The 12,102-nt window shown below is 60.9% G+C and carries 15 protein-coding genes; all 15 read left to right on the top strand.

Features of this window, described 5'->3' with window-relative positions; all coding sequences use genetic code 11:
* Nucleotides 1-94 precede the first annotated feature (94 nt).
* The gene (locus E4K64_RS25430) at nucleotides 95-1,216 is read left to right on the top strand and encodes a hypothetical protein (RefSeq protein ID WP_135165955.1); all 1,122 of its coding nucleotides are present in this window, start codon (nucleotides 95-97) and stop codon (nucleotides 1,214-1,216) included.
* A gap of 24 nt (nucleotides 1,217-1,240) precedes the next feature.
* Nucleotides 1,241-2,212, top strand: coding sequence for a DUF5309 domain-containing protein (locus E4K64_RS25425; protein WP_135165954.1), 972 nt, complete (start codon nucleotides 1,241-1,243; stop codon nucleotides 2,210-2,212).
* A 67-nt stretch (nucleotides 2,213-2,279) separates the two neighbouring features.
* Nucleotides 2,280-2,672 (top strand): hypothetical protein, encoded by a 393-nt coding sequence (locus tag E4K64_RS25420; RefSeq protein WP_135165953.1) that lies wholly within the window; start codon nucleotides 2,280-2,282, stop codon nucleotides 2,670-2,672.
* 118 nt (nucleotides 2,673-2,790) lie between these two features.
* Nucleotides 2,791-2,970 carry a hypothetical protein gene (locus tag E4K64_RS40555; protein ID WP_167772253.1) on the top strand — a complete coding sequence of 60 codons (180 nt, stop codon included), beginning with the start codon at nucleotides 2,791-2,793 and terminating at the stop codon, nucleotides 2,968-2,970.
* Complete coding sequence (locus tag E4K64_RS25410; protein WP_135165951.1) at nucleotides 2,970-3,293, top strand: hypothetical protein; 324 nt, start codon at nucleotides 2,970-2,972, stop codon at nucleotides 3,291-3,293. The genes E4K64_RS40555 and E4K64_RS25410 overlap by 1 nt, the downstream gene beginning before the upstream one ends.
* A complete protein-coding gene (locus E4K64_RS25405; RefSeq protein WP_135165950.1) occupies nucleotides 3,293-3,949 on the top strand; it encodes a phage adaptor protein in 657 nt (218 codons plus the stop codon). The genes E4K64_RS25410 and E4K64_RS25405 overlap by 1 nt, the downstream gene beginning before the upstream one ends.
* Nucleotides 3,950-4,381, top strand: coding sequence for a hypothetical protein (locus E4K64_RS25400; RefSeq protein ID WP_135165949.1), 432 nt, complete (start codon nucleotides 3,950-3,952; stop codon nucleotides 4,379-4,381).
* A complete protein-coding gene (locus E4K64_RS25395; RefSeq protein ID WP_135165948.1) occupies nucleotides 4,378-5,328 on the top strand; it encodes a hypothetical protein in 951 nt (316 codons plus the stop codon). Before E4K64_RS25400 ends, E4K64_RS25395 begins: the two co-directional genes overlap by 4 nt.
* Nucleotides 5,328-6,794 carry a hypothetical protein gene (locus tag E4K64_RS25390; protein ID WP_135165947.1) on the top strand — a complete coding sequence of 489 codons (1,467 nt, stop codon included), beginning with the start codon at nucleotides 5,328-5,330 and terminating at the stop codon, nucleotides 6,792-6,794. The genes E4K64_RS25395 and E4K64_RS25390 overlap by 1 nt, the downstream gene beginning before the upstream one ends.
* Nucleotides 6,791-7,105, top strand: a complete 315-nt coding sequence (locus E4K64_RS25385) for a hypothetical protein (RefSeq protein ID WP_135165946.1) — start codon at nucleotides 6,791-6,793, stop codon at nucleotides 7,103-7,105. Before E4K64_RS25390 ends, E4K64_RS25385 begins: the two co-directional genes overlap by 4 nt.
* The gene (locus E4K64_RS25380) at nucleotides 7,089-7,487 is read left to right on the top strand and encodes a hypothetical protein (protein ID WP_135165945.1); all 399 of its coding nucleotides are present in this window, start codon (nucleotides 7,089-7,091) and stop codon (nucleotides 7,485-7,487) included. Before E4K64_RS25385 ends, E4K64_RS25380 begins: the two co-directional genes overlap by 17 nt.
* A gap of 1 nt (nucleotide 7,488) precedes the next feature.
* Nucleotides 7,489-8,613: a tail fiber domain-containing protein gene (locus tag E4K64_RS25375; RefSeq protein WP_135165944.1), complete on the top strand. Its 1,125-nt coding sequence runs from the start codon at nucleotides 7,489-7,491 to the stop codon at nucleotides 8,611-8,613.
* A complete protein-coding gene (locus E4K64_RS25370) occupies nucleotides 8,614-10,227 on the top strand; it encodes a hypothetical protein (RefSeq protein ID WP_135165943.1) in 1,614 nt (537 codons plus the stop codon). It begins immediately after the preceding gene.
* A complete protein-coding gene (locus tag E4K64_RS25365) occupies nucleotides 10,224-11,813 on the top strand; it encodes a hypothetical protein (protein WP_135165942.1) in 1,590 nt (529 codons plus the stop codon). Before E4K64_RS25370 ends, E4K64_RS25365 begins: the two co-directional genes overlap by 4 nt.
* 84 nt (nucleotides 11,814-11,897) lie before the next feature.
* Nucleotides 11,898-12,102: transposase (locus E4K64_RS25360; protein WP_135165941.1), on the top strand; the 205-nt coding region annotated here is incomplete at its 3' end.

Below are 12,102 nucleotides of genomic sequence, written 5' to 3'. Positions count from 1 at the left end.
ACATTCGACGTTTGAGCGCTTGGCGTCGGATGGAGTTTCGAAAGTCTACAGGCTCTCGACCGCGGCAGAGCTCGCGCCAACACGAGGATAGTTTATGTCTGACGAAACCAGCTCGCCCGCTGGCAGCGAACCCGTGTCTATTCCCCTCGCTGCCGACGCTCCCGAGTCCATGAGTTTTGAAGATGCCGTTCGCTCTCTGAGTGCAGACCGGCAAAAATTGACAGCACCTGCCGAGAGCGCAAGCCCCGCAGCCGATAGCGCGGAGCCTGCGACCGCAGACGCGAAGGAATTGGCCGTTGAGGCCGATGACGCTGCCCCTCCTGAGGAGGACCCCAGCGGAGAAGAGGAGCCCGAAGCGATCGAACCGGCAGAAGAGCTGCCCCCCATCGAGCCGCCGAGGTCTTGGACGAAGGACGAAAAGGAAGCTTTCAAGGCGTGGCCCCGTGAAGCGCAAGAGTCGATCGCGCGCGTCACCTCCTCGCGGGAAGCGGAATTTCGCCGGAGTCAAAATGAGGTCGCAACCAAGGAGAAGGCCCTAGCGGAACGTCTCCAGGCTGCGGAACAGGCAAAGCAACAGTACGAGGCCAGCGTACAAGATCACCTTCAAGCTCTCGAAAGGGAGCAGCGTCGGGAGTTCCCGGATATCAAAACCTGGGATGACGTGAAGGCGATGCAGGCAAGCGATCCTCTCCGATACCAAGCTTGGGACCTTCACCAAAAAGAATTGGCGTTGGTTTCGAAGCAGGCGGCAGAGGTCAAGGACAGTCAGGAAAAGGAGTTCAGCTCCAAATGGACCGAGCACGTCCAGAAGGAAAACGAACTAGCTGCCGAGACTATCCCTGAGCTTCGCGACCCTGAGAAAGGCCCTGCACTGGTTAAGAGGGCTGCCGAACGTCTCCAGGAAATCGGCTTCAAGCCGGATGAACTACAGCAGTTGGCAGAAGGTCGGGCGTCAATCTCGATCTACGACCATCGGCTGCAACGCCTCATCCATAGCGATTTGAAGCTTGCCGATATCCAGAAGGCAAAGGCCGCCGTCGTGCGAAAGCCCGTCCCGCAAGTCCAGCGGCCCGGCGCTGCGCGCCCTGCGAATACAGGCGTAGCACAGCAAATCCAAGCCCTTGAACGTCAACTCGCAAATGCGACCGGCAACCAGGCAATCGCGATCAGCGCGCAAATCCATCAATTGGAGCGCAAAGCGGCCTCCCGGCGCTAACAGCTCTCGAAAGGAACTAAGACTATGACTATGGCAACCTCTGCCTTCTCCACCTTCGCGGCCATTGGCAACCGTGAGGATCTGTCCAACCGAATCTATCGCATCGATCCGACCGAAACGCCGGTTTTCACCGCGATGGAGAAGACCAAGGCAACGGCGGTCAACCACGAATGGCAGACCCAGGCGCTTGCCGCGGCCTCCACCTCGAACGCCCAGCTCGAGGGTGACGACAACTACGCGGCCGACGCCGCAACCCCGAGCGTCCGCCTCGGCAATATCTGCCAGATTTCACGCAAGACCCCGCGCGTGACCGGCACGCAGCAGGCGGTCAAGCACGCCGGCCGCGACGACGAGATGGACTATCAGAAGATGCTCAAGGGCATGGAGCTCCGCCGCGATATCGAGGCCACCATTACCGGTGCGAACCAGGCCAAGGTTTCGGGTGCGACCACTACCGCCCGCAAGCTCGCGGACATGCTGTCCTGGATCAAGACCAACACGGACAAGGGCGGGGGCACAGGCGCCGATCCGACCGCGGCGGACGGCACGGGTGTTCGCGTTGACGCGGCTACCGCCAACCAGCGCGCGTTCACTGAGAACCTTCTGAAGAATGTTCTCAAGAAATGCTATGACAACGGCGGCAAGCCTACCAACCTGTTTATGGGCAGCTTCCAGAAGCAGGCATTTTCCCTCTTCACTGGCCGCGGCACTCCGATGGAGGACCAGGCCGGAAAGAAGATCACGGCGGCGGTGGACGTGTACGAGTCCGATTTCGGCAAGCTCAAGGCCGTCCCGGACCTCTTCATGCGTACCCGTGACGTGCTGGTTCTCCAGTCGGATATGTGGGCTTACGCGCCGCTCCCCGGCCGTAACTTCCTGTCCTATCCGCTGGCGAAGACTGGCGACTCGGAAGCCGCGACGGTCCTCTGCGAGTACACGATTGAAGCCCGCAACGAGAAGTCCTCGGGCGGCATCTTCGATCTGACAAGCTCGTAAGCATTCATCGTCATCAACCTAACTCGGGCGGTTCTTCGGAGCCGCCCTTTCTTTTTGGAGACTATGAATGGCCCTTCCTTTTGCCCATCCTCTGACTGACGAGGCCGTCACCAGCACTGCGGCCAGCGTTGCAACCGGTGTTGCCGGCGTTATCCGCGCGCCCTTCAAAGGCAAGGTGGTTGCCGTTGGAACCATGCTCGGTTCGACGGTTGCGACCGCGGACGCCACCTGCACGGTCTCGATTGCGGGCACTGCCGTGACTGGCGGTTCTTTCGTGATCACGCAATCGGGCTCCGCGATCGGGGACCACGACTACGCGTCGGTTTACGATCCCAATGCCAACGCCACGATTACCGGTGCAAACACCGTGAACGAAAACGACGTGATCAAGTTCGCCTTCACGGGCTCCGGCACTGGCGGCGGCAACGTTCATTGCTATGCCGTCATCCGCCTCGGCTAGAGGTTCTTTCATGACGAAAACCCATGGCAATGTCGCTCGGTGGGGCACGTCTCAGGACGCGACCTATACTACGACCGCGGCTAGCCCCGCCGCTACAGTCGCCGCGGGAGTGTCGCGCGTGCGCATCATGGTCACTACCGACGCACGAATCCGTGTCGGTAAGAACCCGACCGCAACCACGACGGACACTTACCTGCCGGCGCTGGTCCCCGAATATGTGATTGTCTCTCCAGGCGAGAACATTTCGGCGGTTCAGGTGTCGGCGGGCGGCGTCCTCAACGTGACCGAGGCCGACTAGTGACCGTCGAAACCAGGCTATACCTGGACGCGAGCGAGCGAAATTTCACGTTCGTCCGCGTCCAGGACGTTGAACCGATCCTCGAGCTCAATAAGCGCCAACGCGCCAACTCCTACACCAGCGATTGGGGAAAGCACGTCGCGCGAATCCCCAACGTTATCATGGAGCGGTGGCTTCATGAGGAGCTGGACCGCGGCAACGTCGGGCTGAGGCTCTATTCGGACGAGTTCGATCGGATCATTGAGAGGAAGCTTCAAGATCCCGATTGGGCCTTCCTGAGAACCGACGCGAAGGGCTCCCGTCTTGGCTGGGGGCAAACCTGATGGCAACAATCACCGATTACACGACGCTCCAGGCGGCGGCTGTTGAGTATCTGGCGCGCGAACAGGACGCAACGCTGGTTAGTCGCGTCCCGAGCTTCATTCAGCTTGTGGAGGCGAAGTTCAATCGGCTTCTGTTCTGCCGGCAGATGGAGAACCGTGCAACGGCGCTTATCGATACCGGCAGCTCAGAGCCCGAATTTATATCGCTCCCGACGGACTTCCAAACCATGCGGCGCATTCGGCTCTCCAGCGTGGAAGGCAAGCCGTGCCTGGAGTATCGCTCAGGGACGCAGATGGACGAATACCGCGCCAGCATCGCGAACGCGTCCAGCCAGCCCGCTTACTTCACAATCCTGGGTGATGAAATCGAGTTGGTCCCGACGCCGGACGCTGCCTATACGGTCGAAATGGTCTATCGGAAGAACATTCCCACGCTCTCCGATAGCAACACCACGAATTGGCTTCTGACGCTTGCGCCAGATGCCTACCTTTACGGTGCGCTCCTGGAGGCGGCGCCGTACATCAAGGCCGACGAGCGCATACAGGTTTGGGGCGCGGGCTTCTCCAGCGCGATCGATAGCCTCAACGGCCTTTCCCTTACCTCTGAGTTCAACGCCGGCCCGCTGACGGTCCGGGTTTCCGGACAGGTGGTCTAAATGGCAACGTTCAACAAGTTTCAGGTGTTCGTTCTCGACGTGGCGAGCGGGAAGCATCAAATGCAGACCGGCACCGCTCACGTTTACAAGGTCTATTTGACCAACACGGCGCCCGTCGCCACGAACACGGTTTACGGCACTCCAGCCGATCTATCGACGGCCAATGGCTACACGGCGGGCGGCGCCTCGGTGGGCACCATCACGGGTTCGCAGAGTTCGGGCACATTCAAGTTTGTCGGTGGCACGGACCCGTCCTGGACAGCCTCGGGCGGATCGATCGGGCCTTTCCAATATGCGGTGCTTTACAATTCATCGGCCAGCGGAACGCCCCTGATCGGCTGGTGGGACTATGGCACGGCCATCACCCTGACAAACGGGAATACGTTCACCGTTGACCTGGACCAATCCAACGGGATTTTGACGATTACATGAGCCTTTTGGCGCAAGCCCCGTCCGCCGTCAGTACGACGTTCACATACACAACGGGGGCGGCGGAAGCCAATTTGTACGATGGCAACGATGCCACGGCCGCGGCGGATCCATTAGGCCTGACGATTAACACCAAGGCGGCCTACGATTTCGGGAGCGCCAAGGCGATCATGCGATGCAGGGCGATCAGCGCGCCGGCAAACGGATTCACGAATGCTGCCACCTTCAACATCGAGTGGAGTGATACCAGCCTGACGGCTGGCTTTACGACTGCGAGCACGATTGTGGTTCCGGCAGGTGTGTCGCAGGCGGCGATCAGTGATTTCTTTGTCGGGTCGCACAGGTTTTGGCGCATCTCATATTCGTCCGGGACAACGGGCGGCAATGCCTGGCTCGGGGAACTCACGTTCTACACTCAATCGGCCGATCCCGGCGCTTTCACAGCGGCCGGCAACGCCGCGCAGTTCCGTATGTCTGAGGCTGCAAGCGGTGCAAGCTACGCGGTGACGGCCACGGGGGCCGTTTTCAAGCCGTCGCTCGCCGGTTCGGTCGGCTCGTTTCTCGAGACGGGCAACCCTGCGCTGTTCTCTACCAGTTTTGCGGCTGGCGTGAGCAGCTATGCACTGTCCGGCCTGTCGGCCCCCCTTAAGATCGCGCTTGCGGGAAATCCAGCCGACTATGCGGTGACGGGCTCCAGCGTGGCATTTCCGATTGTGTTCCTAACGACCGTAGCCGCCTACGCCGTCACGGTGAATGCCGCGACGCTAACGCGCGACTTCGTAAATTGGGTTCAGCGCCCTTTTGATGGCGACAGTTGGAGCGGAGCGGCAATCCAAGCCGAGACCTGGAGCGTAACCGGCACGGTGTCGTCCAGTTGGAGCAATGCCCCTCAAGAGGCTGATGCCTGGACGTCTGCTCCGGCGGCGTCAAACACATGGACCGCTAAATAATGCCTTTGCTCTCTGCGGGTGAATACCGCCCCGACGTGTCGGACTACCTTGGCACGGCCAGCCGGAACGTACTGAACGTTGTTCCGCGTGGGGATGGCTATGGCCCGTTCCTCGACTTCTCGCCCTACACGTCAGCGCTCGGCGCGGCCTGCCGGGGAGCCTTCTATGCGCTCAAATCTGACGGCTCGGTTGTGGCGTTCGCCGCGACTTCGACCAAGCTTTATCGTCTCAACAACACCGATTACAGTTGGGTTGATGTGTCGAAAGGCGCCGGCACCTATTCGTCGCTCAACTCAACGGCTCAGTGGCAGTATGCGCAGTTCGGAAATCTCGTCTTCGCGACGCAGGCCAACGCGGTCCTGCAAGTCTATGATCTTTCGTCCTCGACTCAATTTGATGATTGCGCCGGCTCTCCGCCTCAGGCGGCTTACATTAGCGTTGTCGGCCGCTTCCTCGTCTTGTCCGGCTTGCTTTCGAATCCCTACCGTATCCAGTGGTCGGGCCTAAACGCCACCACGACGTGGACGAGCGGCGTTAACAGTTCTGACTATCAAGACTTCCCTGATGGCGGAATTGTTCGCGGCGTGGCCGGGGGCGAATATGGCGTGGTCTTTCAGGACCAGGCCATACGGCGCATGTCTTACGTTGCCGGTGCGCCCTATATCTTCCAAATTGATCGCATCACGCAGGACAAGGGCTTGTATGCGCCTTACTCGATCATCCGGGCGGGCGAGAAGATCTTCTTCTTTGCCGGCCAGGGCTTTCATAAGATCGAGCCGGGCGGCGTGCCTGAGCCGATCGGCCGCGAAAAGGTTGACCGGACATTCTTGACTGATCTCGACAAGGGCAACTTGCAGCTTTTCATCGGAGCTGCCGACCCGCGTTCAACTCGCGTTTTTTGGGCCTATAAGTCGTCAGCCGGTGCGATCGGTACGGCTTACGATAAGGTTCTCGGCTATGACTTCCTCCTAGACCGCTTCTTTCCGGTGGAAACGTCGGGAGAGTATCTCATTGGCATGTCGCAGTCTGGCGTAACCCTGGAATCTCTCGACAGCATTTCGGGATCGATTGATGCAATGTCGCTCTCGCTCGATGCCTATGCGACCGCCGTTCAGCCTGAATTGGCGCAATTCTCGAACTCGCATATCCTCGGGTTCTTTCGCGGCAACGCCCTGGAAGCAACGATAGAGAGTGCAGAGCAGGGCACCGACGAGAACCGGCTTTCGATCCGGGGATTCCGTCCCGTGACCGATGCGGCGACGCTTTACGGGTCTCTCTCCTATCGTGACACGCCATCGGCAGCGTCGATTAACGGGGCGGAGGTGCTTGTCAACGCCAGAACCGGGCGCTGCGATATGATGCGGGACGCCCGCTATTCCCGCTATAAAGTCCGCATTCCGGCCTCTACGTCATGGACCTTCTTTGCCGGTGTCGTCCCCGACGTTGCGGCGGGCGGCGCGCTATGACCGTCTCCGTTCCCGGAATTACAGAGACCGACCTAAAGAAAATCGTTCTCTCGATACAGCAGCTCGCGTCTGGCCGCTCTAATTCGGTCGGCAGCGTGACGCTCACAACCGGAGCGGCCACCACGACCGTAACGGACGCAAATTGCTCGAGCGGTAGCGTTCCGATCTTGACCCCGACAACAGCGAATGCGGCGGCAGAGATTGGCAACGGAACAATGTACGTTTCAGCCGTAGTGAACGGCTCGTTTACGATCACGCACGCGAACAGCGCGACCGCAAATCGCAGCTTCAAGTATGCCCTGCACGGTTGAGCTGATCTGCGTTGATCCGGATCGGGTTTTTGATTTTTGGCGCTATGTCAGGCCGCTCATTCTAGCCGCGATCGAACGAACCGGGCTCAGTGACTTTGCCAGCATCGAAAATCAGGTTCTCTCTGGCGAGCAACTTCTTTGGCTGGCCTGGGATGGCTCCTCGATACTGGCGGCGGCCACGACGCACCTAGCGCGCGACGTTTGCACAATCACGGCTTGCTCAGGCCGCGACCGGAAGCGATGGCTCCCACTCATTGAGCATATCGAGAATTACGCGAAAGCAGAAGGCGCCTTGCGAACGCGGATCATTGGTCGGCGCGGATGGGAACGAGTGTTGCGCTCATATCGCGCAAAGTTCGTCATACTGGAGAAAGACGTATAGCATGGGTGGCGAGAGCAAGCAGACCAGCACGACGCAGAGCCAGACGCAGCCTTGGCTTGAGGCCCAGCCGGCGCTTAAGAATATCCTGACGCAATTGCAGGGCGGCTTGAACAATACGGGCGTCACGTCGGCAGAGAACGGCGCTCTTAACACGATCGTCCAGAACGCCAACAATGCGGCAGCCAAGTACGCGCCGGCAGTGGACAATTACGCCACGACATTGCTTGGCGGTGGCGGTGCGACGGCTCAGTCCGGCAACATCAACGATGCCTATCAGGCTTATTTGAAGGCAACCCAGCCGCTTGCCTCGAATACGAACTATGACCCCAGGACCACGCCCGGCTTTTCCGATACCATTGCCGCGCTAACCTCGGATATCACCAACGCCACAAACGGGCAGTTCGCCGCGGCTGGCCGCGATCTCTCGGGCTACAATCAGCAGGCGCTTGGCCGCGGAATTGCGCAGGGCGTCGCGCCTACCATCATGGCGCAATATAATCAGAACGTCCAAAATCAGCAGGGCGCGGCGAAAGACCTCTACAACGCTGGCAACACGACTGCGGGCATCCAGACCGGGCTTACTCAGCAGGATCTTGCCAACCGCGGGCAGGGCGTCACGGCGGCCGGCGCCGCGACTGACGCCGCGAATACTGGCGCGAACGCTACCCTTGCCGCAGAGGCACAGCGACGCGGAATCCCGGTGCAGGCCCTTGGCTTGCTCGCTCAGATCGGCATTCCGATTGCCGGCCTTGGCTCGCAGAGCAACGGCACGACGACGCAGACCAACCAGATGTCCGGCGTTCAGCAGTTCATGGGCATCACTGGCGGCCTATCGCAGCTGTTCGGCGGCAGCGGCGGCGGCGCGGCGGGCGGCATTGGCACAGCGGCCAACATGATCAAATTCATTTCCGACCGCAACGCCAAGGAAGATATCGAGGAGGTCGGCGCGCTGCACGATGGCACGCCGGTTTATCGCTATCGCTACAAGGGCCAGCCGGGCTTTCAGATCGGCCTCATGGCTCAGGACGTGGAGCAGTACGCGCCCGAGGCCGTTGGCAAAATCGGTGAGTTCAAGGCCGTTGACTACAAGCTCGCAACCGAGCGGGCGGTTAGGAAGGTTGCCTAAATGGCTGGTCTCTTGGACGGTATCAACTTTGGAAACGGCAACGTCGGCGGCTTGCTCGATTTCCTGAAAAACAACGCGTGGCAACAGTCCACCAGCCCCATGCTGCCTAGCGACGTGGCGCAATATGGTTCGGCGCCGATGAACGCCTATGCTGCGGCTCCCCAGCCTCAGGTGGTTCCAGCCAACGAACCCAACGCGCTCGACTCCGCGCCTTGGCCGCAAGGCCCGGTTGGGGCTCCGCGCAACGCCATGGCTTACGCGCCGCAGCCCGCGCCTTACATGCCTCAGAGCACGCAGGCCGCACCTCCGCCTTATATGCCGCAGAACAGCGGCGGTGGCTTCCTCGATCGCGTCAACGCCGGCCTGCAAAGCCTTGGGAACGGCGGGAGCATCATTGGCGCCCTGACGGGCAATTTCACAGACCCGGTTACGAGGGGCAACCAGGCGCTCAACATGACGCAACAGGCGCTAGTTGAGCGCGGCGTTGACCCGCGAGTGGCCCAAGCCGCAGCCGTCAATCCCGAGCTGATGAAAGAGCTTGTCAAGCAGACGTTCGGGCCGAAAACGGTTCAGTCTCTTGGGGATGGCTACGTTGCGGACAGCGCCGGCAACATTCGTCGCGCCTATACGCCCGATCGCGCCCCAACGCCGCTTGGCGAAGGCTACATTTACAAGGACGGCAAGGTGGTTCGCGCCTATGAGCCGGCCGACAAGACGCCAACCAGCGCCCAGGAATACGAATACTACAAAAAGAACCTTCCCGAGGGCGAAACGGCCATGTCCTATCAGAAGTGGATCGCGACCAAGGATGCGGACCCGAACAAGGTCAACGTTCTCGGCAAGGGCGGCGAGCTTTGGCAGGTTGGACCTGACGGCAAGCCCGTTATCATCCACAAGAACCAGGACGGCAGCGATGCGGCGTCGATCGATGACAAGACGGCCGGCCTACTTGCCGAACGCGTCTTGGCTGGCGACACGAAAGCACTAACCGGCCTCGGTCGCGGTGCTCAGGGCGCGGCCAATATTCTCAAAATCCAGAGGATGGCGGCCGACATTGCCGAGAGCAAGGGAATGGATGCGGACGCCATTCTGCGCAACATCGCGAAGCAGGCTGAGCTTGTTTCCGGTGCCCGAACGCTCGGCACAAAGAGCACGCATTTCGGCGTTGCTGAAAAGGCGATGGAGGAATCCTTGCCGCTTGCTCAGGCCGCATCCGAAGCCTTGCCACGATCGGACTGGATGACCGTTAACAAGCTCGTCCAGATGGGGCAGCGGGAACATTCGAACCCCGTCTTTAAGCGCTTCCTGATCGCGACCGACACGGCAGCCAAGGACTACGCCCGCACGATCAACCCGCAAGGTGCATTGCGCGAAAGCGATATCGAGTATGCGCGCAAGATCCTGTCCACGGCGGACGGGCCGGAGGCCTACGCTGCGGCGCTGGATCAGCTCCGCATGGAGGCTCAGGTCATGCACCGCGCAATCCAGCGGCAGCGGCAAGAGGCCTACAAGGAGGGCGGCGGCGCGCATTCCGCCGCGGCATCCTCGCCCGCAACGCCTTCTCCCGGCGCCTACGTCTGGACTCCTGACAAGGGACTGAGCAACACGAAATGACCATCACAGTAACGGCTCCGAACGGCGCAACCGTCGATTTCCCAGATGGGACGGACGGCGACACGATCAACCGCGTCATGTCCCAAAATTTCGGAAGCAAAAAGGGGCCGGACAAATACCAGCAGGCCGCGATTGACGAGCGCAAGACGATATTCCCCGACCAGGACGCCGGGGGCTCCTATGGCAATGCGCTAACCTCAGATGCCGGCTTTACGCGTCGGCTTGCGCATGGCGTGACGCTCGGAGCCGACAATACCGTTTTGGCTGCGATGCAGACCCCGCTTGAAATGATCAAGCGCGGCACGTTCGATCCCCGCGAGGGCTACAACTACGCCAAGGCGCGCGAAGACCTGATTACGGGCGAGGCGCAAAAGAACACGGGCGTAGTTGGCGGCGCTGCGGAGGCTTTGGGCGGCGCGGTGGCGGGCGGTGGGCTGGCGAAGTCCGGCGCTACTGCAATGCGCTTCCTTGGGCCTGAATCCGGTTTGCTGGCCCGCTCTGCGGCTTCGGCGGCCGACGCTGGCATTCTTGGCGGCTTCTCTGGTGCCATGGAAGGCAACGGGTTGAGCGATCGAGCAGAGAACGCAGTGAAGAGCGCTCTAGCTGGTCTGGTTGTGGGCGGCGCCGCTCCCGCCGTGCTCGGCACGGTCAAGGGGCTTCTTTCGCCCGTCGTGTCCAACATCATGGCCCGATACAATCCGAAGGGGTTTGCTGAGGGCCAGGTTGCCCGCGCAATCCACGAAAGCAGGATTTCACCGGATCAGCTCAGCCTCGATGCCGTCCAAGCGGCGAACGAGGGGCAGGGGGCCTATACGCTCGCGGACGCCATGGGCAATGCCGGCCAGCGGATGCTTTCAACGGTAGCCAGGGCGCCAGGAGAGGGCCGTACAGCGGTGGTCCGGACTTTGGAGGCTCGACAGGGCGATCAGGGCCGGCGACTCTCCAGCGCTTTCCAAGAGGCTTTTGACTCGCCACAGACGGCGGAGCAAACCCGCGCCCGCATGGTGGAGAACGCCAACTTTGAGGCCGGCCACAATTACGCGCCCGTGAAGCGGGAGACCTCGCCTATCGACGTGACGGGCCCGGTTGCGATTGCGAACCGATCGATCTCGCCCGCGGCCGATAACCTTGCTCGAGCCCAGGGCGCCGTTCCGACCGACCTTGCAGCGCGGGCCGGCATCGAACAATCCGAGGCGGCGCTACGCGATCCGATCGGCAACGCCTTGAAGGAAGCGCGTTCCTATCTCGCGGCGCCGAACCTCACGCTCTCGAATGTCAATCACGCGTTCCGCGCCAAGACCAATATCGATATGATGATTTCGAAGGCGACGGATAACAAGCAAGGCGCGCTAGTTGCCGAGCTCGTCCCCATCCGCGATGCCTTGGACGAGGCGCTAGCCAAATCGTCAAGCAACTATTCGGCAGCTCGGGACGCCTACCGAACTGCGCAGCGCCGGATTGAGGCCTTGGATCTCGGGAAGTTGACCGGCGCCAAGCCAGGTCGGCCTGAGGATGCAATCCGCGCGTTCAATGAGCTGCCGGACGCGGAGGCGCAAACCGCATTCCGGCGCGGCTACGCTGATTGAGCTGGTCCCGCAAATCTGAACAGCGCGATAAGTGGAGTTTCTGCCTGACGGCGGGCAAGATTGACCCGCGAATCAGGAGAGACGATGAGCAGACGAGCACGGCGGAACCACACTCCGGCTTTCAAGGCGAAGGTGGCACTTGCCGCCGTCAAGGGTGACCGCACGCTGGCGCAACTGGCGGAGCAGTTCGACGTTCACCCCAATCAGATCACATCGTGGAAGGCCCAGCTCGAAGGCAGCGCTGCCGATGTTTTCGGTCCGGGCGGCGGGAGTCGGATCGCCGAACCCA

The organism is Bradyrhizobium frederickii (assembly GCF_004570865.1).
Taxonomy (GTDB): Bacteria; Pseudomonadota; Alphaproteobacteria; order Rhizobiales; family Xanthobacteraceae; genus Bradyrhizobium; species Bradyrhizobium frederickii.
This window is presented reverse-complemented; position numbering and strand designations above follow the sequence as displayed.